25 protein-coding genes and 2 CRISPR repeat arrays are annotated in these 23,856 nt (G+C 69.4%); of the genes, 16 read left to right on the top strand and 9 right to left on the bottom strand.

Going from position 1 to position 23,856, the window contains the following annotated elements; translation table 11 throughout:
- The first annotated feature begins 82 nt into the window (after nt 1-82).
- The gene (locus ACFV9T_RS26940; protein ID WP_385444684.1) at nt 83-1,378 is read left to right on the top strand and encodes a CitMHS family transporter; all 1,296 of its coding nucleotides are present in this window, start codon (nt 83-85) and stop codon (nt 1,376-1,378) included.
- A gap of 7 nt (nt 1,379-1,385) precedes the next feature.
- Here ACFV9T_RS26940 and ACFV9T_RS26935 read toward each other — a convergent pair whose 3' ends face one another.
- Entirely contained in the window at nt 1,386-1,667 is a 282-nt protein-coding gene (locus ACFV9T_RS26935; protein WP_385444683.1) for a hypothetical protein, read from the bottom strand.
- A 110-nt stretch (nt 1,668-1,777) separates the two neighbouring features.
- Between ACFV9T_RS26935 and ACFV9T_RS26930 the strand changes: the two genes are divergently transcribed.
- The gene (locus ACFV9T_RS26930; protein ID WP_385444681.1) at nt 1,778-2,392 is read left to right on the top strand and encodes a TetR/AcrR family transcriptional regulator; all 615 of its coding nucleotides are present in this window, start codon (nt 1,778-1,780) and stop codon (nt 2,390-2,392) included.
- Nucleotides 2,393-2,461: 69 nt separating this feature from the next.
- On the opposite strand, the gene ACFV9T_RS26925 is transcribed toward ACFV9T_RS26930, so the two are convergent.
- The 4 genes from ACFV9T_RS26925 to ACFV9T_RS26910 form a co-directional block, all read right to left on the bottom strand.
- Nucleotides 2,462-2,935, bottom strand: a complete 474-nt coding sequence (locus tag ACFV9T_RS26925) for a carboxymuconolactone decarboxylase family protein (RefSeq protein ID WP_385444679.1) — start codon at nt 2,933-2,935, stop codon at nt 2,462-2,464.
- A gap of 86 nt (nt 2,936-3,021) precedes the next feature.
- The gene (locus tag ACFV9T_RS26920; RefSeq protein WP_385444677.1) at nt 3,022-3,882 is read right to left on the bottom strand and encodes a hypothetical protein; all 861 of its coding nucleotides are present in this window, start codon (nt 3,880-3,882) and stop codon (nt 3,022-3,024) included.
- An 83-nt stretch (nt 3,883-3,965) separates the two neighbouring features.
- Nucleotides 3,966-4,148 carry a DUF6126 family protein gene (locus ACFV9T_RS26915; protein WP_385444675.1) on the bottom strand — a complete coding sequence of 61 codons (183 nt, stop codon included), beginning with the start codon at nt 4,146-4,148 and terminating at the stop codon, nt 3,966-3,968.
- The gene (locus ACFV9T_RS26910) at nt 4,145-4,819 is read right to left on the bottom strand and encodes a helix-turn-helix domain-containing protein (RefSeq protein ID WP_385444673.1); all 675 of its coding nucleotides are present in this window, start codon (nt 4,817-4,819) and stop codon (nt 4,145-4,147) included. The genes ACFV9T_RS26915 and ACFV9T_RS26910 overlap by 4 nt, the downstream gene beginning before the upstream one ends.
- A gap of 169 nt (nt 4,820-4,988) precedes the next feature.
- Between ACFV9T_RS26910 and ACFV9T_RS26905 the strand changes: the two genes are divergently transcribed.
- From ACFV9T_RS26905 to ACFV9T_RS26880, 6 genes are all read left to right on the top strand, one after another.
- Nucleotides 4,989-5,414, top strand: a complete 426-nt coding sequence (locus ACFV9T_RS26905; RefSeq protein ID WP_385444671.1) for a ribonuclease — start codon at nt 4,989-4,991, stop codon at nt 5,412-5,414.
- Between the two features lie 265 nt (nt 5,415-5,679).
- Nucleotides 5,680-6,645 carry a sugar kinase gene (locus ACFV9T_RS26900; protein ID WP_385444669.1) on the top strand — a complete coding sequence of 322 codons (966 nt, stop codon included), beginning with the start codon at nt 5,680-5,682 and terminating at the stop codon, nt 6,643-6,645.
- Nucleotides 6,646-6,823: 178 nt separating this feature from the next.
- The gene (locus tag ACFV9T_RS26895) at nt 6,824-7,480 is read left to right on the top strand and encodes a bifunctional 4-hydroxy-2-oxoglutarate aldolase/2-dehydro-3-deoxy-phosphogluconate aldolase (protein WP_385444667.1); all 657 of its coding nucleotides are present in this window, start codon (nt 6,824-6,826) and stop codon (nt 7,478-7,480) included.
- A 112-nt stretch (nt 7,481-7,592) separates the two neighbouring features.
- On the top strand, nt 7,593-8,462 hold the full coding sequence (locus ACFV9T_RS26890) for a transporter substrate-binding domain-containing protein (RefSeq protein WP_385444666.1): 870 nt from the start codon (nt 7,593-7,595) through the stop codon (nt 8,460-8,462).
- A 95-nt stretch (nt 8,463-8,557) separates the two neighbouring features.
- Nucleotides 8,558-9,034, top strand: coding sequence for a hypothetical protein (locus ACFV9T_RS26885; protein WP_385444664.1), 477 nt, complete (start codon nt 8,558-8,560; stop codon nt 9,032-9,034).
- Nucleotides 9,035-9,211: 177 nt separating this feature from the next.
- Nucleotides 9,212-10,498 carry a cytochrome P450 gene (locus ACFV9T_RS26880; protein WP_385444663.1) on the top strand — a complete coding sequence of 429 codons (1,287 nt, stop codon included), beginning with the start codon at nt 9,212-9,214 and terminating at the stop codon, nt 10,496-10,498.
- Nucleotides 10,499-11,119: 621 nt separating this feature from the next.
- Here the strand turns inward: ACFV9T_RS26880 and ACFV9T_RS26875 are convergent.
- Nucleotides 11,120-11,740 carry an HAD family hydrolase gene (locus ACFV9T_RS26875; RefSeq protein ID WP_385444661.1) on the bottom strand — a complete coding sequence of 207 codons (621 nt, stop codon included), beginning with the start codon at nt 11,738-11,740 and terminating at the stop codon, nt 11,120-11,122.
- A gap of 363 nt (nt 11,741-12,103) precedes the next feature.
- On the opposite strand from ACFV9T_RS26875, the gene ACFV9T_RS26870 reads away from it, so the two are divergent.
- Nucleotides 12,104-13,120: an NAD-dependent epimerase/dehydratase family protein gene (locus ACFV9T_RS26870; protein ID WP_385444660.1), complete on the top strand. Its 1,017-nt coding sequence runs from the start codon at nt 12,104-12,106 to the stop codon at nt 13,118-13,120.
- On the opposite strand, the gene ACFV9T_RS26865 is transcribed toward ACFV9T_RS26870, so the two are convergent.
- The 3 genes from ACFV9T_RS26865 to ACFV9T_RS26855 form a co-directional block, all read right to left on the bottom strand.
- Nucleotides 13,121-13,708 (bottom strand): hypothetical protein, encoded by a 588-nt coding sequence (locus ACFV9T_RS26865; RefSeq protein WP_385444658.1) that lies wholly within the window; start codon nt 13,706-13,708, stop codon nt 13,121-13,123. It lies immediately after the preceding gene.
- A gap of 335 nt (nt 13,709-14,043) precedes the next feature.
- A CRISPR array of direct repeats spans nt 14,044-14,316; the repeat unit is 29 nt; unit sequence GGGACCAACCCCGCGTGTGCGGGGACCAC.
- 209 nt (nt 14,317-14,525) lie between these two features.
- Nucleotides 14,526-15,101 (bottom strand): HD family hydrolase, encoded by a 576-nt coding sequence (locus ACFV9T_RS26860; protein ID WP_385444657.1) that lies wholly within the window; start codon nt 15,099-15,101, stop codon nt 14,526-14,528.
- A gap of 23 nt (nt 15,102-15,124) precedes the next feature.
- The gene (locus ACFV9T_RS26855) at nt 15,125-16,282 is read right to left on the bottom strand and encodes a helix-turn-helix domain-containing protein (protein WP_385444655.1); all 1,158 of its coding nucleotides are present in this window, start codon (nt 16,280-16,282) and stop codon (nt 15,125-15,127) included.
- A gap of 199 nt (nt 16,283-16,481) precedes the next feature.
- On the opposite strand from ACFV9T_RS26855, the gene ACFV9T_RS26850 reads away from it, so the two are divergent.
- From ACFV9T_RS26850 to ACFV9T_RS26820, 7 genes are all read left to right on the top strand, one after another.
- Entirely contained in the window at nt 16,482-17,027 is a 546-nt protein-coding gene (locus ACFV9T_RS26850) for an ATP-binding protein (RefSeq protein WP_385444653.1), read from the top strand.
- 201 nt (nt 17,028-17,228) lie between these two features.
- Complete coding sequence (locus tag ACFV9T_RS26845) at nt 17,229-18,116, top strand: thymidylate synthase (RefSeq protein ID WP_385444760.1); 888 nt, start codon at nt 17,229-17,231, stop codon at nt 18,114-18,116.
- The gene (locus tag ACFV9T_RS26840; protein WP_385444651.1) at nt 18,113-19,153 is read left to right on the top strand and encodes a nucleoside-diphosphate kinase; all 1,041 of its coding nucleotides are present in this window, start codon (nt 18,113-18,115) and stop codon (nt 19,151-19,153) included. The genes ACFV9T_RS26845 and ACFV9T_RS26840 overlap by 4 nt, the downstream gene beginning before the upstream one ends.
- Before the next feature lie 29 nt (nt 19,154-19,182).
- Complete coding sequence (locus ACFV9T_RS26835) at nt 19,183-20,367, top strand: radical SAM protein (RefSeq protein WP_385444650.1); 1,185 nt, start codon at nt 19,183-19,185, stop codon at nt 20,365-20,367.
- Nucleotides 20,364-20,966, top strand: coding sequence for an exonuclease domain-containing protein (locus ACFV9T_RS26830; RefSeq protein WP_385444649.1), 603 nt, complete (start codon nt 20,364-20,366; stop codon nt 20,964-20,966). Before ACFV9T_RS26835 ends, ACFV9T_RS26830 begins: the two co-directional genes overlap by 4 nt.
- Nucleotides 20,963-21,553 carry an AAA family ATPase gene (locus ACFV9T_RS26825; RefSeq protein WP_385444647.1) on the top strand — a complete coding sequence of 197 codons (591 nt, stop codon included), beginning with the start codon at nt 20,963-20,965 and terminating at the stop codon, nt 21,551-21,553. The genes ACFV9T_RS26830 and ACFV9T_RS26825 overlap by 4 nt, the downstream gene beginning before the upstream one ends.
- Entirely contained in the window at nt 21,550-22,329 is a 780-nt protein-coding gene (locus tag ACFV9T_RS26820) for an aldo/keto reductase (RefSeq protein ID WP_385444645.1), read from the top strand. Before ACFV9T_RS26825 ends, ACFV9T_RS26820 begins: the two co-directional genes overlap by 4 nt.
- 134 nt (nt 22,330-22,463) lie before the next feature.
- A CRISPR array of direct repeats spans nt 22,464-23,162; the repeat unit is 29 nt; unit sequence GGGACCAACCCCGCATGCGCGGGGACCAC.
- Nucleotides 23,163-23,856: the final 694 nt, after the last annotated feature.

Below are 23,856 nucleotides of genomic sequence, written 5' to 3'. Positions count from 1 at the left end.
CTCCCCGGCAGCGCGACCGATGACGCGAGCCACACCGGAACCCACCCCGCACGGCCCCTCGGCCCTGCCCCAAGGAGCAACGATGCTCGCCGTCCTCGGCTTCGCCACCCTGGGCAGCTTCATGCTGCTCGTGATGCGGAAGTACCTCTCCGCGTTCACCGCCATCATGCTCACGCCGATCGCCGCCGCCCTCGTCGCGGGCAAGGGAGCCAAGCTCGGCGACATGATCACGAACGGCCTGGAGACCGTCGCGCCCACCGCCGCGCTCCTCCTCTTCGCCGTCCTCTACTTCGGCCTGATGATGGAGTGCGGGCTCTTCGAACCCGTCTGCCAGACGATCGTCCGCGCCGCCAAGGGCGACCCGGTCCGCATCTGCGTCGGCACCGCCGTCCTGTCCCTGTGCGTCGCCCTCGACGGCGACGGCACCACCAGCTACATGATCGTCTGCTCCGCGTTCCTGCCCATCTACCGGCGCCTGGGCATGAACCCCCTCATCCTCGCCACCGTCTCCGCCATGGCGCTGGGCACCATCTCCGGCACCACCCCCTGGGGCGGCGCGGCCACCCGGGGCATCAGCGTCCTGCACCTGAGCGCCACCGACTACTTCGTCCACATGATCGGCCCCATGGCCCTGACCAGCGTGGCCATCATCGCCGTCGCCTACTGGCTCGGCCTGCGCGAGCGCCGCAAGCTCGACCCCGCCGAACTCGCCGCCTACCAGCGCGAGATCGCCTCCGGCGAGGCCTTCGAACCGGTGCGCCCGGACTGGCGCATGTGGGTCAACGCCGCCCTCACCGTGCTGCTGATGGTCCTGCTCATCCTGGAGGTCGCCGACCTCCTGGTGCTCTTCATGGTGGCGTTCGTCATCGCCCTGCTCATCAACATCCGCGCCATCGGCGACCAGCAGGACCTCATCAAGCGTCAGGCCGCCAACGCCGTCCCCGTGATGATCCTCGTCCTCGCGGCCGGTGTCTTCACCGGCATCATGACCGACTCCGGCATGATCAAGGCCATGGCCGACGCGGCCCTCGCCGTCGTCCCCGACTCCATGGGCAACCTCATCCCGCTGTTCACCGCCGTCCTCGCCCTGCCCCTCGGCTTCTTCATGTCCAACGACGGGTACTGGTTCGGCGTCGTCCCCGTCCTCGCCGAATCCGCCGCCCACTACGGCATCGACGCGAACCAGATCGCCCGCGCCGGTGCGATAGGCCAGATCCTCCACATGATGGGCCCCACCAGCGCCCCCCTCTGGGTCCTCCTCGGCCTCGTCAAGGCCGAACTCGGCGACTTCCAGAAGCACGCGCTGCGCTGGGGCGTCCCCGTCTCCCTCGCCTACATAGCCTTCGCCGTCATCACCGGCGCCATCACCGTCACCTGAGCGTTGGCTAAGGGATGTCCCGCGACGCGACCGGGTGCCGCTCCGCCCGACTCCTCGCGTAACGACGGCGCGCCGCCATTCCCAGCAGGACCACCCCCGCGAAGCCGACCAGCAGCGTTACCCATTCGGGCAGATGGGCGGCCCGCAGGAGCCCGGCGACACCAAAGCTCGTATCCCACCCGGCCTCCGTGATGGCGGAGCCGAAACCCTGGACGACGAGGATGGCACCGAACAGCCACAGCAGCCCCTGCCCTGAGCCGCTGTCCGTCCTCTTGAGCTGCTTCGCCATGACGAACTTTCCCTCCCGGTATCCGCGCATCGTTCCGATGCGATCGCATCACATCGTGCAGCGGATCCGGATACGATGCAAGTGCATCAGAACGTGGGAAGGAGTACACCGTGCCCAGGCAGGTCGACTACGAGGACCGGCGCCGACGGATCGCCGAGGCGGTCTGCACCCTGATCGCGCGCTCCGGCATGGAAGCCGTCAGCCTCCGCGACGTCGCCGCCGAGGCCGGTGTGTCCATGGGCGCTGTCCAGCGGTGTTTCCGCACCAAGCAGGACATGCTGCTCTCCGCGCTGGAGCACATCTCCCACCACGTCAGCGAACGCGCCAACCAGCGCATAGCCGCCACCCCCACCTCCCAGGCCGCGTCGACCCTGCTGTCCCACACCCTGGCCGAACTCGCCCTGCTGGACGAGGAGTCGAAGACCCAGGCCCAGGTCTGGCTGGCCTTCGTCACCCATGCCCCCGCCAGCGAGGAGCTGGCCGCCGTCCTGCGCGACACCTACGCCAAGCTCCACGGCCTCATCGCGTGGCTCATCCGCTACGGCCAGGACACCCGGGAAGTTCCCCAGCACCTCGACCCCGACCGCGAAGCCCACACGCTCCTCGCCCTGGCCGACGGCCTCACGGCCCACGTCCTGGCAGGCCACCACTCCCCGCCCACGGCGCAGGCCATCCTCCAACGCCACATCGACCACCTGCTGCACACCACACCCGCCCGCGCCTAACGCCTCCGGCACGTGAACGACGTCCCCCGGGCCCCGATAGAGCAGGACCCGGGGTGCCGTGCTGACCGGTTAGCCGAACTGGCCCACCCGGTAGTCACCGGCGGGCTGCTGGACGATGACGTTCATGCGGTTGTAGGCGTTGATGAGGGCGATGAGGGAGACCAGGGCGGCGAGCTGGTCCTCGTCGTAGTGCTTGGCGGCGTCCGCCCAGGCCTCCTCCGTGACGCCACCGGCCGCGTCGGCGATGCGGGTGCCCTGTTCCGTCAGCTCCAGGGCGGCGCGCTCGGCGTCGGTGAAGACCGTGGCCTCGCGCCAGGCCGCGACCAGGTGGAGGCGTACGGAGGTCTCCCCGGCGTGTGCGGCCTCCTTGGTGTGCATGTCGGTGCAGAAGCCGCAGCCGTTGATCTGGCTGGCGCGGAGCTTGACCAGCTCCTGGGTCGCGGTCGGCAGGGTCGAGTCCGAGATGGACCGTCCGGCCGTGTTGATGTGCTTGAGGAACGTGGCCGCGGCCGGGTTGGCGAAGAGGTTCAAGCGGGCTTCCATGGTCGGCTCCTCATGTCGTCGCTGCTGGTTACACCTCTCTGACGGGACAGCGCGGCGAAGTGTGACATGGGGGAGGGTGACCTGGGTCACTGCCCGCTCGGGTTCGGCAGGCCGATCGGGTTCGGGAAGCGGAGCGCGGTGGCGCAGGCGCGGGAGACGGGGGTGAGGAGGGTGGTCAGCTCCCGGACTGCGTCCGGGGTCAGGGCGCGCCAGGGGCGTTCCGCCGCCCGGTCGGTGGCGGACTCGACGGCGCGCAGCAGCTCGCGGCCGTTGCGGCTGGCGGTGCCGTCGGGGAGGAGGAGGCCGCGTTCGGTGAGGTGGAGGCGGGCTTCCTCCCACTCCTGGTCGGTCCAGCCTCGGTAGGGCTGGAGTTCGGCGCGCGGGATGTCGGTGCCCGCGCGGAGGGCGAGGGCCTCGCAGCCGTCGAGCCCGGCGGCGACGAGGGCGGCGACATGGCCGTCGCCGCGGTGCTCGCGCAGTAGCGTGGCGGCGTGCCACAGGCGGTCCAGGGGCTGGTCGGGGAAGTCCAGCGAGGCATGGGCGGCGGCCAGGACGCGCCCGGCGGTGTCGAGCCCGGCGGCCCGGGGGACCAGGGCCTCGGCGGCCCGTTCGGCCTCGCGCTCATGGCCGGTGAGCAGCCGCCGCAGGGCCGCCACGGTGCCCGCGCGCCGTATCTCCAGGGCGCGTTCGGGGGCGGTCAGCTGCCATACGTCGGGCAGGGCGCGGGCGACCATGGCGGGCGCGAAGGAGAAGAAGGCGGCGGCGACGGGCTCCGGCCCGACCGGGCCCAGCGGCGCGGCGCGGCACGCGAAATAGCCGCGCCAGAAGCCCCGCAGCCCCGCGTCCTCGTACGTCGCCAGGGCCTCGGGGGCGAAGTAGGCGACGGCGTGGACGGGTTCGAACAGGGTCCACATCGTGCGGGCGGTCGACGCCGCGCGGTCCTCCATCGGTGGGCTCCCTTCCCGGGCGGGGCGGCTACGGAGCCGTATTCCCGCCGTACGCGATCCCAGCGCGCCGCGCGCGAGATCAGCTACTTGGACGCGCCCAGGTAGAAGAGCATGTAGAGGAAACCGGCGAAGGCGTGGACGCCGACGACATAGATGAAGATGCGGACGGAGACCGGGATCGGCGCCCGGTCCTGCTCCCGCATCGCCCTCGGGGCGGCCGGGTCCGGCTGGGGATCCGGAGCCGGGGTCGGGGTCGCGTCGTTCATGGGGTTCCGGGCCTTCCTCCGCGGCGCGCGGCGTCACCGAGGCACAGCTCGGCGGCCCCGCTCTGCAGCAGGGTGTGGACGAAAAGCAGATCGGTGCCGCCGGGGGACGCGGCGGCGATGCGGTGCGGGGTGAGCGAGTCGAAGTGGGCCGCGTCGCCGGGGCCGAGTACGTGGACGGCGTCGCCGAGCGTCAGCCGCAGCCGCCCGCTGATGACGTACAGCCACTCCTCGCCCGTATGGACGCGTACGAGGTCGTCCTGGGCGCCCGAGCCCTCCGGTACGTGCAGCCGCAGCGCCTGCATCGCCCGGCCGGAGCCACCGGCCCGCCGGTACGTCCAGCCGCCCGCCTCCTGCGCCTCCATCCGGTCGGCGCGCACGATGGGGTCCTGGCTCGGCGGCACCTCGCCGAGGAGGTCGGATACCGTGGTTCCGTAGGTACGGGCCAGGGCCAGCAGCATCGGCAGCGACGGCTGACGGCGGCCCGTCTCCAGCCGGGACAGATGCGCGGGGGAGAGCCCCACGCGGTGGGCCGCCGCCTCCAGGGTCAGCCCGCTGCCGCGCCGCAGGTCCCGCAGGCGGGGTGCGACGGTGGGCAGTTCGGCTTCGGCGGACGCTTCCGCGGGCGGGTCGACGGGCGGCTCGGCGGGGTCCCCTTCGGGGAGCGGGTTCATGTTTCCGGTATAGCGAGCCCTTCGCCTCTCAGGCAAAAAGCTTGCCTCAGGGGCAAAATAACGGTTCGGTCTCGCCTCCTCGCGCTTCACCCGCATCTTGTGAACTCCGCGAAAACTCCCGCCACTTGGCATTGACATGCCACTGTCTACGCGCGTCATGCTATGGGGCATGAAAATCCCCCCACGGATTGCCCGCATCGGAGCCCTCGGCGTCCTCGCCTCGTCGCTCCTCATCGGCGGTACGGCTGTCACGGCCACCGCCACCCCGGCCGCGCCCGCGGCCTCCGTATCGGTACGGGCCGTCGCGGACGTCGGCGACATCTGTTACTCGAAGCTGCCGTCCCAGGCCCATGACACCCTCGACCTGATCGAGGAGGGTGGCCCGTATCCGTTCCCGCAGGACGGCACGGTCTTCCAGAACCGCGAGGGCATCCTTCCGGCCCAGTCCTCCGGTTATTACCACGAGTACACCGTCATCACCCCCGGCTCCGACGACCGTGGCGCGCGCCGCATCGTCACCGGCAAGAAGGCGGAAGAGGACTACTACACCTCGGACCACTACGAGTCGTTCGACCTGGTGGACTACGGCTGCTGAGCCGCATCGCGAAAGCCGCCACCCCCCATGCGCAACGGCCGCAGCCCTCGCCCGGGCGGCGGCCGTTGTGCTGTGCGCGCGGTGGCTGTGGTGCCGTGCGCGCGGTGGTCGTTGTGCCGTGCACGCAGTGGTCGTTGTGCCGTGCACGCGCGCCGGTCCGCGAATGATCTCGGTCTCTTTGTGAACGATCTCATCCCCCCGCGCCGCCGTTTGTCGGTGGTTGCCGATACCGTTCCCGTAGTAGTGGACGCGCGGGGAGGCAGCGGTGGCGAACGGTCCGGAAGTGGTCACGTGCGGCGAGGCGATGCTGCTGCTGCTCGCTGAGCCGGGAATCCCGCTCGACCGGGCCGTGCACTTCCGCCGCTCCGTGGCGGGCGCCGAGTCCAATGTGGCCGCCGGGCTGGCCCGGCTCGGCCACGTGGTGCGCTGGCTCGGCCGGGTCGGCGCGGACCCGGCGGGCGAGGCGGTGCTGCGCGAGCTGCGCGCCGACGGGGTGGACGTCTCGCAGGCCGTCATCGACGAGCACGCGCCCACCGGGCTGCTGCTGCGCGACAGCCATCCGCAGCGCGCGATCGACGTGCAGTACTACCGCATGGGATCGGCCGCGTCCCGTCTCACCCCCGACGAGATCAGCCCCGACGCGCTGGACGGCGCCCGGATGCTGCACATCTCCGGGATCACGCCGATGCTCTCCCCGACCGCCGCGGCCGCCAGCCGACGGCTGCTGGAGCTGGCCCGGGAGGCCGGGGCGAAGGTGTCGTTCGATCCGAACGTACGGCGCAAGCTGGGCGGCGCCGCCCAGTGGGCGCAGACGGCTGGACCGTTGCTGCGCGAGGCGGATCTCGTCCTGGCGGGGGAGGATGAGCTGGAGCTGCTCACCGCCCAGTCCGCCGACGACGCCGCGCAGGAGCTGCTGGAGGGCGGCACCCAGGAAGTCGTGATCAAGCGCGCCGACCACTCCGCCACCGTCATCACCTCCGACGGCCGCTGGCAGCAGTCGCCGCACACGGTGCCGGTGGTCGACCCGATCGGCGCCGGTGACGGCTTCGCCGCCGGGTATCTGTCGGCGCGGCTGCGCGGGCTGTCCGAGCCGCGGGCGCTGGCCGAGGCGGCGTGTGTCGCCTCGCTCGTCGTCCAGGCCGCCTCGGATACGGACGGGCTGCCCTCGGCGCTCGCGCGGGACCGGGCGCTCGCCGAGATCGTCACCGGCGTGGACGCGGTCCACCGCTAGGAGCGAGGCCCGTTTCCGTTCCGCCCGGCCCGTTCCGTTCGGAAGAAGCAAGACCATCAAGCGCACGACAGCACCACGTCCCGTCCACCACGTACCCCGCGCCGCCGCATATCCCGGAGGCACAGGGGTGCGGCACGATCAGGCAGCAGACCCTAGGAGAGGAAAGGCGGCGACTGCCGTGTACCGCTGGGAGACCACCCGGGCCGCGCTCGCGCAGCGCGTCCTCGCCATCGTCCGCAGCGACAGCTACGACCACGCCACGGCGACGGCGGACACTCTGCTCTCCGCAGGCATCACCAGCCTGGAGATCTCGCTGACCACCCCCTTCGCGCTGGAGGCGGTCACCACGCTGATCCGGGAGGTCGGCGACGACGCGGTGATCGGTGCGGGCACGGTGCTCGACGGCGCGTCCGCCCGGATGGCCGTCGACGCGGGCGCCCGCTTCCTCGTCTCGCCGAGCCTGGACCCCGAGGTCATCCGCACCGGCCACCGCTACGGCCTGCCGGTTTTCCCCGGCATCTCCACCCCCACCGAGGCGGTGCGCGCGATGGAGCTGGGCGCGGACGCGCTGAAGCTGTTCCCGGCCGCGGCGTTCGGGCCGCGCTGGATCAAGGACGTACGGGCGGCGCTGCCGCAGGCCGCCTTCGTGCCGACCGGCGGGGTGACCGTGGCCGACGCGCCGGACTGGATCGCCGCCGGGGCGGTCGCCTGCGGGATGGGCTCGGCGCTCTCCGAGGGCGACCGCGACACCGTGGCCAAGCGCGCCTCCGAGCTGCTGGCCCGGCTCGCGGACGCCGGACCACCGCTGGAGGACGCCGGACCGGAGCGCTACTGACGGCGACTCCTGCCGGACTCCTGGATTCCAGCAGGTGGTCGACGGGTTCCGGACGGCGACGTCTTCTGACACCCTGAGCGCGCTGTGATCATGCCGCTGCCGGGGAGGCCCCATGAGACGCGCCGTCACGCTCGCCACCGTCGCCGCCGTGCTCGCCGCCACCGCGGCGGGCTCGGCCCTGGCCGACGGCGCGGCGCGGCCCAGGCCCACCGCGCACTCCACGGCCGACTCCGCCGTGCAGCGCGGCACCCTGCTCGACCGGGTGCCCGAGCGCGGTGTGCTGCGCGTGTGCACCACGGGCGACTACCGGCCGTTCAGCCATCGCGACGCCACCACCGGCGCGTACACCGGCATCGACATCGCGATGGCGGGCAACTTGGCCAAGAGCCTCGACGCCAAGCCGAAGTTCGTGGCCACGACCTGGGCGAAGCTGGTCGACGACCTCGCCGCCGGGCGCTGCGACATCGGCATGGGCGGGGTGTCGGTGACGCTGGAGCGGGCCCGTAAGGCGGCCTTCAGCGAGCCGTATCTGACCGACGGCAAGACGCCGATCGTGCGGTGCGAGGACGAGAAGAAGTACCAGACGCTGGACGACATCGACCGGCCGGGCGTCCGCGTGGTCGTCAACCCGGGCGGCACCAACGAGCAGTTCGCCCGAGCCCACATCAAGCGGGCCACCCTCACCGTCCACCCGGACAACACCACGATCTTCGAGGAGATCATCGACGGCCGTGCCGATGTGATGATGACGGACGCGAGCGAGACGCGTTACCAGTCGAAGATCCATCCTGAGCTGTGCGCGGTCCACCCGGACAAGCCGTTCTCGTTCTCGGAGAAGGCGTACGCGCTGCCGCGTGCCGACGCGCAGTTCAAGGAATACGTCGATCAGTGGGTGCATCTGGCGACGCATGACGGGACGTACCAGAAGTACGCGGACGACTGGCTGGCCGCGTCCCCCGCCGCGTCCCCCGCGCCCAGTTGAGTGAAAAACGGGACCTATCCGACAAAGATCATATTTTCCGGGTAATCATTCCCTGCCAGATTGTGAACCGTTTCTCCATAGAGGGAGCGTAGGGAATGAGGCAGAAGCGAAAGCTTGCCATAGCCCTGACCGCGGCAGCCATGATGACCGCCATCGGTGCCGGTCAAGCGGCGGCCGATACGAAGCCCGAGCCCGCGAAGACGAAGACGGCGAAGGCCACCAATACCGGCGGGCACGGCGGCTGTGTCGACGTCGACTCCGCGGGAAATGAAGGCGCGGTAGCGGGTGGAGTGGGCAAGAAGTACGTCTCGACGGTCTGCGACGGCCAGGTGTACGTCCTGTCCGTCGACGAGTCGACGGACCCGGGAACCCCTGTCGGCGACTGGCAGGCCGTGGGCGGTCCCGACCACGTCCTCGAAGCCACGCTGGCGTCCAACACCGACGACGTCCAGGGCGGCCCGCTGTACGTCACCGTGCTGACGCGGTCGCAGGAGGTGTGGGAGGGCCGATGCCCCAGCACCCTGCCGCTCGGGCCGTGTGAGTTCACCCAGCTGCCCGACCCGCCCCGGTAACAAGCCTCGGCGTCCAGAACCCCGGTGCGTACATCTCGCGCCGGGGTTCACCGTGGCCGTACGGCGGGCCCGTGCGGCGGGCCCGGCCCAGGTGAAACCCGGTGACTCTGACACACGATTGACTACGCGATCTATTCTGGCCTGGCTCACGTCCACTCGTGCACAAGGACTCGATCCATGACTGCCAGCCCCGAACAGCCGTCCGAGAACGCCGTGGCCACCGCCGCCACCCCGCCGCCCGGCTGCCCCGCCCACCAGGGCGCGCGGTCGCTGAGCGGACCCGGCTTCCAGACCAACCCCTTCGGGGTCTACGGGGAGATGCGGCGCGAGCACGGGCCGGTGGCCCCGGTCCTGCTGGACGGGGACATACCCGGCTGGCTGGTGCTCGGCTACCGCGAACTCCACCAGGTCACCAGCGACGCCGAGTTGTTCACCCGGGACGCGAACCAGTGGAACCAGTGGGACAACGTGCCCGAGAACTGGCCCCTCGCGCCCATGATCAGCCGCGATCAGACCTCCGTCGTGTACGCGACCGGCGAGGACCACCAGCGCCGCGCCGAGGCCATCGGGGAGGCCCTGGAGGCCGTCGACCCGTACGAACTCGCCCGCCAGGCCGAGCACGTCGCCGACCGGCTGGTGGACGAGTTCTGCCACCAGGGCGAGGCCGAACTGATCGCCGACTACGCCCGGCTCCTGCCGGAACTGGTCCTCGCCCACATCTACGGCATCCCCGACGCCGAGGGCCCGGCCCTCGTCCAGGCGATGAACGACGCGATCGACGGCAAGGAGAACGCCTTCGAGGCGTACCAGCACGTCTACATGGTGATGAGTCAGCTCGCCTCCGCGAAGCGGGCCGCGCCCGCGCCCGACGTGGCCTCCCGCATGGTCGCCTCCTACCGGGGGTACTCCGACGAACTCATCGTCCAGGACCTCATCGTCATCATGACGGCCGGTCACCAGCCCACGGCCGACTGGATCGGCAACACCCTGCGGCTGCTGCTCACCGACGAACGCTTCGCCCTCTCCCTCTCCGGCGGCCGCCACAGCGTGGGCCAGGCCATGAACGAAGTCCTCTGGGAGGACACCCCCGTCGCCAACCTCGCCGCCCGCTGGGCCACCCGCGACACCTCCCTCGCGGGGAAGCGCATCCGCAAGGGCGACCTGCTGATCCTCGGCTTCCACGGCGCGAACACCGACCCCCTGGTCCGCCCGGACACCCACGCCTTCACCGAGGGCAACAGCTCCTTCCTCTCCTTCGGCCACGGCGAACACCGCTGCCCCCACCCGGCCCAGGAGATCGCCGAGACGATCGCGAAGACCGCCGTCGAGGTCCTCCTGGACCGCCTCCCGGACGTACGCCTCGCCGCCTCCGACGACACCCTCCTCTGGCGCCCCTCCCCCTGGGTCCGAGGCCTATCAGCCCTCCCGGTCACCTTCACTCCGGCCCCGAAGGGCGGCCGGTAGCCGCCCCCGCAGCGGCCCCCTCCGCCATGGAGGCAGCCGGACCAACCCCACACGTGCGGGGACCACACCGACGCGCCCAGCATCGTCCCGCCGGGCCAGGGACCACCGGTTGTACATCTGGTGCCCGGTCAGCTTGGGGGGACCAACCCCGCGTGTGCGGGGACCACCTCAACGCCCTCGGCTACCCCGACTTCGCCTGGGGGCCAACCCCGCATGTGCGGGGACCACGGCACCAGGTACAGGCTCCCGCTCGTCGGCGTGGGACCAACCCCGCGTGTGCGGGGACCACCCCCACAGAATTCAATGCGACAGTGAATGCCAGGGACCAACCCCGCGTGTGCGGGGACCACAGTAGGTGACCTGGGGGTTTATGTGGCTGGGGGCTCGATTTTACTTACTTCTGCGGAGTCCGGCGAAACGGGGCTTGCTGGTATTTCTCGCATATTGGTCATTCTGGTGCCCCCGTTCTCTTCAGGTACTCGGTCAGTTTGGATTATCGCGGTGGCTGCTCCATTCCGGTGTCGGATGAGGTGTTGAGGTCCGTGGCCGAGACGCGGCCTCCGGGCGCCAAGACACGTTGGCCCTCGGCGCTCCCAGGTGCGGCCGGGTCTTGCGCCGGGTTCAGGCGGGGGCGAGTAGTGCGTCGAGTTGGGCGGCGGTGGCCTCGGGGGTCGTCGTGTGGTGGATGGTGCGGATGCCCAGGGCTTCCGCCGGTGGGAGGTTTCCGGCGTGGTCGTCGACGAACACGCACTCGGGGCCTGCGAGCCCAAGCGCGTCCAGCGTCCGTTGGTAGATGGCTGGCGACGGCTTCCGTACCTTTTCGACCTCGGAGAGGATCACCGTGTCGAAGCAGTCGTACAGCCCGAGGGCTTCGTACGGGTTGTAGGGCGTCAGGCCGAAGCTGTTCGAGAGCATCGCGACCTTCACGCCCGCCTCGCGGGCACGTTGCGCGGCCGCCACCATGGCTGGCTCCGGGCGGAGGTTCGCCAGGGCGCGCCGCATCAGGTCGGTCGGGTCGATGCCGAGAATGCCGCCGATGACGCGGTTCCAGTCCTCCTGGGTGGCCCGGCCGACTTCGAGATCGGCGTAGACGCGCACACCGTCGGGGTGCTTCCCCAATGCGTCGAAGTACGCACCAGGCGGGAGCCCGAGGGACCGTTCGAACGCCTGGCCGTTGAGTTTCATCTGCGTGGTCAGAACGCCGCCGAAGTCGAGGATCAGGCCACGGTAAGGGGTCGTCAAAGGGGCTCCTTGTGGATGCGCGTGATCTGGAGGCGGCTCCAGCTGTTTTGGCTGGGCCGTAGGTGCCCCAGGGAGGGCGGTGGACCAACATCGCCCCTGTCGTGGGCCCATGGCATACGCTCTTTGCGTTGACGGCCAGTTGCGGAGAGCCGGGCAAGGGATCGCAGGCCTTCGCCTGTGGCGGGGGATACCCAGAAGCCTCTCAACGCCGAGAAGTCGGCCTGCTGCTTCCTTTCGTACTGTGCCAGCTCGCTCACATCCTCTCCTGCCAGCTCCAGACATGGCCGTGCTGTACTTGTCGACCCGGGCAGCCATGTTGCCCCGACTGTGCAGCCGAGCCCACACGAGGGCAGGATCAGCGCCATGAAGATTCTGGTGGTCGGCGGAACGTGGTTCCTGGGGAAGCAGATCGCGGAGGATGCGCTGGCGCGCGGGTGGGAGGTGGCCACCTTCAACCGTGGTCGGTCCGGTACGGATGTGCCGGGTGTGGTGCCCGTCCACGGGGACAGGACCGTCGAGGAGGATTTGCGGCGTCTCGCCGGGCAAGGACCCTGGGACGCGGTCATCGATACGTCCAGCTCGGAACTGGCTCCGCGCGATGTCCTGCTGGCAGCAATCGCGTTGAAGGATGTCGTCGGTCGGTGGGTCCACCTCTCCACCGTCTCCGTATACCAGGGCTGGCCGCACCTGCCGTTGACGGAGGACTCTCCGCTGCTGGAGTGCCCGGCGGACGCGGACGAGACGTACGGGTACACCGGCGAGGACGGCAGCCCGACCATCTACGGCTTCCAGAAGGTCGGCGGCGAGAACGCAGTGCGTCAGACCCTGGGCGACGAGCGGGTGGTGCTCCTTCGGCCTGGTGTCATCGTGGGCCCGGGTGAGTATGTGGGCCGACTGCCCTGGTGGCTGAACCGAGCCCGGCAGGGCGGTCCCATCCTCGCGCCCGCCCCCGCTGACCGCCACATCCAGCCCGTCGACGTGCGCGACGTGGCAGCGTTCGCGCTCGATCAAGCGCAGGGAGCAGGCCTCGGCGGATTCAACGTTGCGCACCCCGACGGGCTGACGATGCAGGACTTCCTCGCCGAGTGCCTGGCGGTCACCGAGGGAGCGGGCAAGCCGGTGTGGGCCGCCCCCGAGAAGCTGACCGCCCAGGGGGTCCGGCAGTGGACGGAGCTGCCGTTGTGGCGCACGCATGCCGGGGTGTGGTCGGTCGATGCCGGTCGCGCCGTTGCGGCGGGACTGCGGTGCCGCCCGCTCAGCGAGACGATCCGGGACACCTGGGCCTGGATGGCCGCCGACGGCCGCCCGGTGGAGCATCCACGGTGGGCCGAGCACGGCATCGACCGCGACAAGGAGGCCAAGGTGCTGGCCTCCTTGTGATCAGGGCTCCAGCGCCAACGGTCCGTACGGGCCGTCGAGCGCCCGGGCCGATGATGCCAGGACGAAGCCCTCGATGCGCTCGGCCAGATCACCGGCCACGGCGGCGCCTTGGTAGCGCGGCAAGGTCAGGGTGCTGCGCAGTTGGCTGATCCGGCGCAAGAGGCCGGTGGCGCGCTGGTCCACCGGAACATCCCACACCTTGGCCAGCGCTTCGGAGGCCCCTTCGAGGTCGTTGTCCAGCAGCCGGGCCATGGCCAGATCGGCGGCGGCACCTCCTATCACCCGTGCGGAGCGAGCGCTTGCGGGCTTGGCGCTGAGAAGCTCCAGGGCACGTAGCGCGCTGGCTTCAGCCTGCTCGCCGTTGCCGACGAGGAGCGCCGTGCTGCTGTTCGACATCGCCAGCCGCTCCTCGCTGAAGCCGAACTCGCCTCCGACGACTTCGTGCAGCTCGTCGGTCCGGCCTGACCTTGCGTCCTCGGACAGCTCAACGGCGCGCTGTGCGGACGCGGTGTCGCCGAGGTGCCCGTACGCGCGAGCCTCGATCGCCCGCAGTCTGCGCACGGCGGTGTCGCCCAATCCCTCGCACATCAGGCCTCGCTGAACCAGACGAACCGATTCGCTGGGTGTCGCGCTGAAGTACGAGATGTACGCGAGGGCGCCTGCGGCGAACGCCTGCAGAGGCCCGAAACGGGCGCTCTCCCCGTAACCTTCACCCCCTCCCCCAAGGGCGCCCGCTGACCCGCCCTTAGTCCGCCGCCCACCACGCAGCACGGGGCCCTTCTGGCCCCTCCGCCATCGCAGACCCCCGGAGCCACCCGAAACCAACCCCGAGCGTGTGGAGGGGGGAACCCCCGGAGTTGAGCGCTTTGACTGCCTGGTTGGGGGGACCACCCGCAGAAGGGGAGGATTACGCAGAACTGCGAGGGACCAACCCCACGTGTGCGGGGACCACGCGCTCGCGGCGCGGAGGTAGGGGTGCGCGTCGGGACCAACCCCGCGTGTGCGGGGACCACTTATGCCCGACGACACTCACATTGGCGCCAGCGGGACCAACCCCGCGTGTGCGGGGACCACGCGTACCAAGCGCCGTCCGGGCGCTGCGCCCGGGGACCAACCCCGCGTGTGCGGGGACCACGGGCTGGAGCGGGGTTCGGTTACGCTGGCCGCGGGACCAACCCCGCGTGTGCGGGGACCACAGTAGGTGACCTGGGGGTTTATGTGGCTGGGGGCTCGATTTTACTTACTTCTGCGGAGTCCGGCGAAATGGGATTTGCTGGCATTCCTCGCGTATAGGTCATCCAGGTGCCCCGTTCTCTTCAGATTCTTGGCCAAGTTCCGACTGTCAGGGCGAGGCCCGCAGCGCATGGAAAGAGCCTTCGGGGGCGGTACGGGCGCCTTGGGCCGTTCAGCTCAGATAGGTGTGCTGCCACTCGGCGGACGACATGCCTCGGGCCGCCTCGGCAAGCGCGAGCGCTGAGGGAGTCTTCAGCCTCGCCCGCGTGGTGTCCACCCATTCCTGGGCATTGCGATAACCCTGCTCCAGGTACTCCATGCCCTGCAGCATGCACTCAAGCTTGTCCGCGTCGTGCGCCACGAGAACCTCCAGCGAGTCCCCGTTCTCGTACTCGTGGACCACGGCCTTGATCCCCTCCGCCACGGCTGGATGTGCCTTCGAGACCTGATCGGCGGTGACCTTCTCATTCGACGCGGCATCGAGATAGCGGCGCCCGACCCACGGAATGTCCCCGACGCGGGTCTCCTGGGTGTCATGGAAGGTACACAGGAGCGCGACCTTCGCCGGATCAGCGCCCTCCATCATCGCCAGCACCGCCCCGATGACCGCAGTACGAAACGAATGCTCGGCGATGGTCTCGGGGTCCTTGACCCCGGCGATCCACCACCCGCTCCGCTTCCCCCGCTTGAGGGCCCCCATCTCCAGCAGGTAGCCGACGGTGCCCTTGTAGCCGTGGTCGTCAGTCATGTCGATCGTCCCCTTCGAGCGGATCACCGGCTACTCAGTCTCAGACCGTAGTGCACGTTCTCCACCTCACGCCTTGCCTGGCGAGAGATCGCTCGGCTGTCGAGCAGACGACCGACGCGGGCGGCCAGCTCGCGGTGCAGTGTCGGATCGGCCGAGAGAACGCCCGGCTTTGAGCTGATGAGGGCCCACACCGAATGGATGTTCAAGTCCACGGCCCCCAGGGACGGGTCAAGCCGGTCCGTGAGGCTGCGGAGGAGCGGGAGGGCTTCCCAGGACCGGCCGTCGATGTCGCTCATGAAGACGTCGCTCACCCGGGGCACGGGATCCAGGCCCAACCAGTGCGCCCAATAATTGAGGTTGGCCATCTCTCCGGCGTCTTCACCCATCCCTCGCTCGATGAATGCCTGCAGCGTGTCGACATCTCCATAGCGTGTCAGAGACGTCGCCACCGACGTGGCGTCGGACCAAGCTGGCGTCCATGATGCGTGACGGAGTGGCGTTGGACGGCGTTCCCGCATGTCAGAGAGCCAGGAGTGGGTGTCGTCGCTGGTGTCGTACGCGCACAGATAGAGGGCCTGTCGGCGGAGAAGCGAGCCGTGTGCCCCCGCCCGGTCAGCGACCTCGGCTGTGCGACGGAGATGGGTGAACAGTGCGCTGCGCGCAGGAGCAGGTAAGAGCGGCGAGTCAGGAGTGGGGCCTCTCCGCCGGGGGGTCGACGCTGGTGCCTTGGGCAGAACTGCGGGCTGTTCACCAGTCAGTGCCCAGGTAATCAGGTGGGTGGATGCTCGGGTGAAGACCCAGCTGTGCAGCGGGTGCTGGGTGATGTCATCGATGCTGTGCGTGGCGTCGAGCGAGTACTCGATCACCGAGTCGGCTTCGATCGCGAGGTCGAGGAGTGGCAGAAGCGTCGCCTCGGCACCGCGCCGCAGCAGGTGTCTCTTGAGGCGCAGAAATTGTGTCGAGGGGACGGCTGCGAGCGAACGACGGCCTGACTCCCAGCCCTGAACCGTTGTCGTGTCGATGCCGAGTTCTTCCGCAAGCCTGGACTGAGTAAGCGGAATCCGTTCGCGAATGATCTTCAGCAGGTGACCGCAGACGGTGCCGCCCGCAGCACAGGATCGCGAACCCTGACCGGCAGTCAGTGTTCGCGTCCTGGAGCGCGATCGATCGTGTGGTGCCATGCCGTGCTCCCACGGGGTTCGGCCTAGGTAACTCGTACTGTGTGTCAGTTTTTTGACCCACTTGGTCACAGTAAATTCATGTGTGGTCAGTGACCCAACGCACACCCGGTCCAGCTTAATCGCGGTGAGCGATCGAGTGGCTACGCATGCGAAGACCGCGTATGCGCCCTATCCATCAGCAGAGTCAGGGAGACCGCTAGTGCATGACGTATGCGAACCGGAGGCGTTGGTGGGGGCGGCGGTGATGTGCGCCAACATCCATCCGCACAGCTTCCACGCCTCCCTCATCGCCGATATCAGTCTGGCTTCGGACGTCCGCAAGGTGGTCACTCGCTGGCTGGAGCGGTGGAACAGGCCGGAGATTCTGGATGCTGCTGTCCTTGCCGTGGACGAGTTGTTCAGCAACGCGGTCAAGCACGGAAGCCAGGGCGACCAGGACCGGGTCGAGGTGACGGGCATGTGCCGTGACACCGACGTGCGGATCGCGGTTGCCGACTCCTCGCCGTGTCTCCCCGTGACCCGAAAGGCGTCCGTTGATCAGGAGTCTGGCCGGGGGCTTGCCCTCGTCGCCGCGGTCAGCGATTCCTGGGGCATCGAGCTGTCAGCGGACGTGTTGCCCGGCAAGAGAGTGTGGTTCACGGTGCCGCTGAGCGGTCTCGGCCGGTCAGCGAATGTCGACTTCGTGAAGACCGCGCGCCAGGCCCTCGACTCGAGAGCTGATGACTCAGAAGGCCCCACCGCATAGCGGAGCTGAACACGTCCTACCCCCGCCCGCAGCCCGCTCGGCTGCGTCCTCGAACGGGAGACTTCCTTGCTCACAGCCACCAGATATCCCGGTCTGGAAGCCGCGTACCTGGCTCTCCTGAGGCAGGTGTCCGACGATTACGAGCAACGCATCGTGGCGCGAGGACATCATGCTCGCGAAGTGATCGGTGCCTCCTTCTAACTGCCGGACCCGCGTCAGCGGCTGCCCTATCTGGGGCAGCGCAAGGCCAATCCCGTCTTCCACTTCGCTGAGGCGCTTTGGTACCTGGCCGGTCGCCGGGATCTGGAAATGATCGGCTACTACGCCCCGTCCATGCGCTCCAGCTCCTCCGATGGCATTCACATCGGCGGGTCGGCGTACGGACACACGCTGTTCACCCCTGCCCTGGGCGACGTCATCTCCCCTTTCGACCGGGTCCTGGAACTGCTCCGGACGGAGGCGGACAGCAAGCGCGGATACGTCCCGGTCTTCTCGCTCGGCGAACTCGCGATCAGCGATAACCCCGACGTGGCCTGCCTGGCCGGGCTCCACCTCCTGTCGCGCGACGGGCACCTGCACATGGTCTGCTACATGCGGGCCAACGACCTGGACTGCGGACTGCTGTCGGATGTCTTCAGTTTCACCATGCTCCAGGAGTACGCGGCCGTACAGCTCGGGCTGGAGTTGGGCGCGTATTCGCACTTCATCGGCTCAGCTCATATCAACGACCGCAACGCCGATCGCGTCGAACGTGTCCTGGCCGAGGCGGACAGCCGGAGGGCCGTCCGCTTCCCGTTCCCGGAGATGCCGGTGAGCACCACCGCGGCGACGGTGGCGCACGTCCTGGAGCACGAAGAGGCCCTGCGTACGAACAAGACCCGCTACACCGTCGAGGACGTACGGCGTCTGGGGCTGGATCCCTACTGGCAGCAGCCTGTGCTGTTGTTCGAGGTCTATCGGCAGCTCCAGCACGACCATCCCGTGAAGGTCGATCCCAGCCTCCTCGCCGCGCTGGACCCGGGGCTGCGGTGGCTCGTCGGCCACCGCTGGCCAGCCTGCGCCGCCGCCCTGGACGGGGGCGAGGAGTGAGTCGGAAGCCGCAGAGCGGCGCCGTGGTGGAAGGCATCGACTTCGACCGCTGGGCGGTCATCCTGTGCAAGCCGGACGCCGTCGAGCGCGGCTTGGTCCTGCCCGTGCTCGACAGGATCCGCGCATGTGGTGTCACCGTCACGGACCGGAGGGACACCATGGCGCGGTCCTGGCAGGCGCACGTCGTGTACCGCGATCTTCTCGCGGACGCCAAGCGCAGGCCCCGTGATCTGCCCGCCCTTCTCGACGCGGCGTTCGCCGACCGGCCGGTGTCCGTGGCGCTGGCTCGCGGTGAGCCCGGTATCCATGCCCGGCTGCGGCAGCTGGTCGGACACACCGACCCCACATTGGCCGGGGCCGGGACGATCCGTGGCGACCTCGGCAACGACAGCCTGGCCGACGCCCGCACGCAGCGGCGCCTGGTTCGCAACCTCGTGCACACCAGCGACGACCCGGCCGCCGCCCGGCGCGACTTCGGCACCTGGTTCCACGGCGGCTGCCGACCGGACGAGCCCGACTTCGATCGGTGCTCGGTCATCCTGTGCAAGCCCGATGCCATCGAACGCGGCTTGGTCGGCGCCGTCCTGGACCAGATTCGCGCCGCCCAGGTAACGGTCTCCGAGCGGCGAGATCTCACCGTCCAGGCGTGGCAGGCCCACGTCCATTACTGGGATCTGCTGGTGGACGCCGACTGGTTCCCTGACCGCTCCATCCCCACCTGCCTGGACGCGGAGTACGCCAACCGACTGGTCACGGTGGCGCTGGCCCACGGAGAACCAGGAGTGCACCGCTGCCTGCGTCAGCTCCTGGGGCACTTCGACCCCACCCGGGCCGCGCCTGGCACGATCCGTGGCGACCTCGGCAACGACAGCCTGGCCGCCGCGCTCGCCGAGAAGCGCCTCGTCCGCAACCTGGTGCACACCTCCGACGACCCGGCCGCCGCCCGCCGCGATTTCGGCACCTGGTACGGCGCCCGCCGTCGCGCCCTGCTCGACCCGCTGAGTGCCCTGCGCCAGCGCACGCCCGTCGAGAACTGACGCCGTTTCCTCGAACTCTGGAGGCATCCATGAGCGAGCCGTTCAAGCACCGCCCCTTACCCATCCTCACCCCGGACCAGGTCGGGGAACTGAAGCCCTCCCTCGCGGACGTGATCGAGTACCGCAAGTCAGGCCTCTCCCTGAACTGGATCATCGGCTGCCCACTGGAGTGCGCCTACTGCGTCCGCCAGCTCTTCGACAACTTCGAGATGAAGGCCCCGCGTCGGCTGATGAGCGACGAGGAAGCCGTCGTACAACTCGTAGAGCACCCGTACTTCCAGCCGCACCGGACGCCCATCCAGCTCCTGAACCGGGCGACCGACCCCATGCTGCCCGCCGTCAAACCGCACCTCTTCGAAGTGCTGCGGAGCCTGGACGCGCGGGGCATGACCAACCACGTCCTCGTCATCACGCGCTGGCGCGTCGAGCCGGAGGACTGCGACGTCCTCAACAGCTTCCGGAACCTGCGCCTGACCGTCCTGGTCACCCACTCCGGCATCGACAACGAGGCCATCGAGCCGGTCGACTCCAACGTGGCCGCCGAGAGCCTTCGCACCCTCCATGAGCACGCCGAGCGATACCGCACCGTCCTGTACTGGCGGCCGATCGTCCCTGGGCTCAACGACTCGGACGCCCACCTGGAGCGGGCCCGCGAGCTGTCCGCGCACGCCCACGCGACGGTCTTCACCGGCCTGTTCTTCCGCCAGGAGATCGCGGCCTACTACGAGGCGAACGGGCTGCCGATGCCGTACGACCACACGGCTCGCCGCAAAATCCTGCCGGAGGCGGCCGAGCAGCGAGTGCTCGATTTCTTACACACACCCGAACACCTCAGCGCGCCGTGGGGAGCGCTGTTCCGCAAGACGAGCTGCGCCGTGGCCTACGCCCACGGCGAGGCCGACTACAACGGCCACTTCGGCATCCAGGAACTGTGCGACATCTGCCCTCGCGAACAGGTCGAGCTGTGTAAATCGGCCGGGGTCAAGCCCGATCTCACCCGCGTCACCGAAGATGCCCGAGTCCTCGGCGCGACCGGGCCCGTTGAGGTAACCGACCGCGCCATCATCGTGGAGGGCCTGGACGAGCCGCCGCGCTACTACCTCCAGCACGGCTACGGCTACCAGTGCCACGACCGCGACAAGCCCCACCACTACCACCAGCACGGCCGCGCCCCCATCGGCTGGCCAGCGAGGAACGGAACCCCCCAACGATGAACTTCGCCACCTGGCCCGCACTGCTCATCGTGGACGTAGAAGGCAACGGGACCAACCCTCCCGACCTGGTCGAGGTGGCCGCCCTGCCCGTTCGCGACGGCGGGCCGGACACGAGCACGGCCGGGGCGTGGCTGATCCGCCCGCCCCGGCCCGTCACTCCCCGCGCCGCCAGCCTCCACGGCCTGACCAATGGTGCTCTGGCCAAGTCCCCCACGTGGGAGGAGATCGCCGACCAGGTCCACAAATGCCTGGGCGAGGCGTGGATCTGCGCGCACAACGCCCACACCGACTACCGCGTGCTCAAGGCGCACCTGCCGACGTGGCAGCCGACGGGCGTCCTCGACACGCTTCGCCTCTCCAGGGCCACGTACAAGGACCTGCCCCGGCACAGCCTCGACGCCCTGATCGGGCACATCCAGCCCGACCTCACGGCCGCCCCCGCCCAACGGCACCGCGCCACCTACGACGCCTACGCCACGGCCCAGCTCCTCCTCGCCATGGCCGACCACTACGCCACCTGGGACCAGCTCATCGCCGCCGCCGTACCGCCCGGCCTGCCTGGCGTCCCCGAACCAGAAAAGGAACCCACCCTGTGGTGAACACACCCGTCCGCATCGGAGTGCTCGGTACCCACTCCACCAGCAAGACGACGTTGCTCAAGCGGATCGAGATGGAGCTGCGCGGCCACGGCCTGGCTGTGGCCCGCACCGGCCGCCTGGCCAAGCGAGCCGTCGGTGTCGGGCTACCGAAGATGCAGCACCACACCGAGATGTCCACCGAGTGGATCATCGCGCAGGGCATCGCGGACGAGATCGCCTGCGCCGCTCAGGGCACCCACGTCGTCCTCGCCGACAGGGCGGCCCCCGACGCGCTCGCGTACTACTTCGCGGCTCTGGAGTTTCGCGGTGAGCACGCCGAGCCCATGGCCATGGAACGGCTGCGCCTGCTGGCCGCGACGCAGTACGCGAAGTACGACCTGCTCCTGGCCACCGTGCTCGACCCGTCCGTCCCCGTCGACCAGGGCCACGACTACGACGCCCGTTTTCGCGCCCTGGTCGACCAGCACGTTCACGCGCTCCTCGAAGACGAGAAGCTGGACCACCTGCGCGTCACCAGCCACAGCCGCAGCACGGCCGCTGCCATCCAGCGTGCCGTCGAGATCGGCCTCAAGGGGGTCGCCGCATGAGCACCCCTCCGCCCGCAGGCACCATCACCATCGCCGACAAGACGGTCTCCCGCCTCGGGCTCGGCACCATGCGCCTGACCGGCCCCGGCATCTGGGGCGACCCGGACGACCGCGTCACCGCGATCAGCGTGCTCCGCCAAGCCGTCCACACCTACGGCATCACCCACATCGACACCGCCGACGCCTACGGCCCCCACACCGTCGAACACCTCATCCACGACGCCCTGCGCCCCTACCCCGAACACGTACTGATCGCCACGAAGGTAGGCCTGGTACGCCCCGCCCCCGGGACCTGGGTGCCACTGGGCCACCCCGTCTACCTCCGCGCCTGCGTCGAGGCCAGCCTCCGCCGTCTGGAGACCGACCGGCTCGACCTCTGCTACCTCCACCGCATCGACCCCGAGGTACCGCTCGCGGACCAGCTCGGAACCCTCGAAGCACTCCGGACCGAAGGCAAGATCGGCCACATCGGCCTGTCCAAGGTCACCCCGGACACCATCCGGGACGCCGCCAAGTGCATCCGCGTGGCGGCTGTACAGAACGTCCTCAACATGACCGACCGACACGACCCCGCGCTCGAACTCTGCCATGACCTCGACATCCCGTACGTGCTGTACCGGCCGCTCGACGCCGGAAACCTCGCACGCCATACGGACGTCGGCGCAGCACTCCACTGGCTGTTGCAGCTCGGCGCCCACGTCGCCCCGATCCCCGGCACCAGCTCACCGGAACACCTCTACCAGTTCGTGTCCGCAGTGACTGGCGCCTGGGTCTGACACCCGCACTCACGACCAAGTCCATCTCGCGCATCGGGCGATGGTGAACGGGGGAGGGTGCCATCCACCAGCCTCTGTCCAGTAGAAACGCCAATGCACTTGAAGCGCCCTGCAGTGCGGCTGGAATCCGAAGGCGCCGAGACCCCGCGTACGCGGGGACCACAGTGTCCGTACTCCGGCCATTCGGCCTCCCTCGGGACCAACCCCGCGTATGCGGGGACCACGTGCTGTCGGAGCTAATTGACAACGCGCTGCGGGGACCAACCCCGCATGCGCGGGGACCACCTCCCGTCAAGTTCCCGACCAATGTAGCTGGGGGGACCAACCCCGCATGCGCGGGGACCACGAGGTCACTGTCTCTGTTCAGGGCGGGACCCTGGGACCAACCCCGCATGCGCGGGGACCACCTCGCGTGATTCCGTCGCCGTGACCTGGACTCGGGACCAACCCCGCATGCGCGGGGACCACGCATGGACGGCGAAGTACCGGGCGCTGGTCTCGGGACCAACCCCGCATGCGCGGGGACCACGCTCTCGGCGACCCCTGTAACCTCACCGAGCTGGGACCAACCCCGCATGCGCGGGGACCACACGACTTCGTAATCGCCGCTGATGGCAGGGGGGGACCAACCCCGCATGCGCGGGGACCACTGCGAGGGTCATGTAGACGGCGAGGCGGGCGCGGGACCAACCCCGCATGCGCGGGGACCACTGCCAGCGCAGCGTGTCCGGCGGCACCTGCCGGGGACCAACCCCGCATGCGCGGGGACCACCGGCGGCGAGTTCAGAGTGGTGTACCGAACTGGGGACCAACCCCGCATGCGCGGGGACCACAGGAGCTGAACTGGGGGTTTATGTGGCTGCGGGCCCGGTTTTACTCACTTCTATAGAGTCCGGCGAAATGGTCTTTTCTGGCATTTCTCGCACACTGGTCATTCCGGTGATCCTGTTCTCATCAGGCTCTCGGCCCAATCGGATTATCGCGGTGGCTGCTCCAATCCGGTGAAGCGGCGCCCCGGGTGGTCGAGCCCTTCGTCAACGGCAGGTGTGGAAGGAACATCCCACACCTTGCGACGACTTGGCGCGGGAAAAGTCCAGGGCGCGCAATTGCATGGGCCGTTTCAGCCTGCGCGCCTCGGCGACGAGGAGTGTCCCGGAGTCGCCGTATGGCCAGCGAGCACCGCCGACAGGAGCAGGCAGAGGACTACGCTCCCGTGCCATGGCTGAGGTTGCCCGTCGGTGACGACGGGCACCATCGTGCATGCGGCATCGCCGGACGTGTTCGCGCAGCCTTCACGCGCGTGTCCGTCCAGCCCGGACTACGGCCGCCGGTACATGGCCCACCGGGGGCCCGTCTGTGGTGCACGACGAGGGCGTCCCGCTCGGGCTGCGGGTACCTCCGGGAGTTGCTGCGCGGCGTGGCGCCGGGGCGGGGCGACCGGGGCGGGGGGGGCGCCCCCCCCGGCACCCACCAAAGCGCACCTAACGCCCGGACACCCCCCGGCGCGCCCCCCGGCCACCCGGCACC

It is taken from the genome of Streptomyces sp. NPDC059850 (assembly GCF_042731515.1).
Taxonomy (GTDB): Bacteria; Actinomycetota; Actinomycetes; order Streptomycetales; family Streptomycetaceae; genus Streptomyces.
Note: the sequence above shows the minus strand (reverse complement) of the source record. Positions and strands in the feature narration are given on the sequence as shown.

Bases quoted from the DNA above. Each gene is read 5' to 3' on its own strand.
- ACFV9T_RS26835 (WP_385444650.1), top strand. From the start codon at position 19,183: ATGAGCGAGCCGTTCAAGCACCGCCCCTTACCCATCCTCACCCCGGAC.
- ACFV9T_RS26935 (WP_385444683.1), bottom strand. From the start codon at position 1,667: ATGGCGAAGCAGCTCAAGAGGACGGACAGCGGCTCAGGGCAGGGGCTG.
- ACFV9T_RS26880 (WP_385444663.1), top strand. From the start codon at position 9,212: ATGACTGCCAGCCCCGAACAGCCGTCCGAGAACGCCGTGGCCACCGCC.
- ACFV9T_RS26860 (WP_385444657.1), bottom strand. From the start codon at position 15,101: ATGACTGACGACCACGGCTACAAGGGCACCGTCGGCTACCTGCTGGAG.
- ACFV9T_RS26865 (WP_385444658.1), bottom strand. From the start codon at position 13,708: ATGTGCGAGGGATTGGGCGACACCGCCGTGCGCAGACTGCGGGCGATC.
- ACFV9T_RS26920 (WP_385444677.1), bottom strand. From the start codon at position 3,882: ATGGAGGACCGCGCGGCGTCGACCGCCCGCACGATGTGGACCCTGTTC.
- ACFV9T_RS26940 (WP_385444684.1), top strand. From the start codon at position 83: ATGCTCGCCGTCCTCGGCTTCGCCACCCTGGGCAGCTTCATGCTGCTC.
- ACFV9T_RS26885 (WP_385444664.1), top strand. From the start codon at position 8,558: ATGAGGCAGAAGCGAAAGCTTGCCATAGCCCTGACCGCGGCAGCCATG.
- ACFV9T_RS26915 (WP_385444675.1), bottom strand. From the start codon at position 4,148: ATGAACGACGCGACCCCGACCCCGGCTCCGGATCCCCAGCCGGACCCG.
- ACFV9T_RS26830 (WP_385444649.1), top strand. From the start codon at position 20,364: ATGAACTTCGCCACCTGGCCCGCACTGCTCATCGTGGACGTAGAAGGC.
- ACFV9T_RS26855 (WP_385444655.1), bottom strand. From the start codon at position 16,282: ATGGCACCACACGATCGATCGCGCTCCAGGACGCGAACACTGACTGCC.
- ACFV9T_RS26925 (WP_385444679.1), bottom strand. From the start codon at position 2,935: ATGGAAGCCCGCTTGAACCTCTTCGCCAACCCGGCCGCGGCCACGTTC.
- ACFV9T_RS26905 (WP_385444671.1), top strand. From the start codon at position 4,989: ATGAAAATCCCCCCACGGATTGCCCGCATCGGAGCCCTCGGCGTCCTC.
- ACFV9T_RS26910 (WP_385444673.1), bottom strand. From the start codon at position 4,819: ATGAACCCGCTCCCCGAAGGGGACCCCGCCGAGCCGCCCGTCGACCCG.
- ACFV9T_RS26890 (WP_385444666.1), top strand. From the start codon at position 7,593: ATGAGACGCGCCGTCACGCTCGCCACCGTCGCCGCCGTGCTCGCCGCC.
- ACFV9T_RS26820 (WP_385444645.1), top strand. From the start codon at position 21,550: ATGAGCACCCCTCCGCCCGCAGGCACCATCACCATCGCCGACAAGACG.
- ACFV9T_RS26870 (WP_385444660.1), top strand. From the start codon at position 12,104: ATGAAGATTCTGGTGGTCGGCGGAACGTGGTTCCTGGGGAAGCAGATC.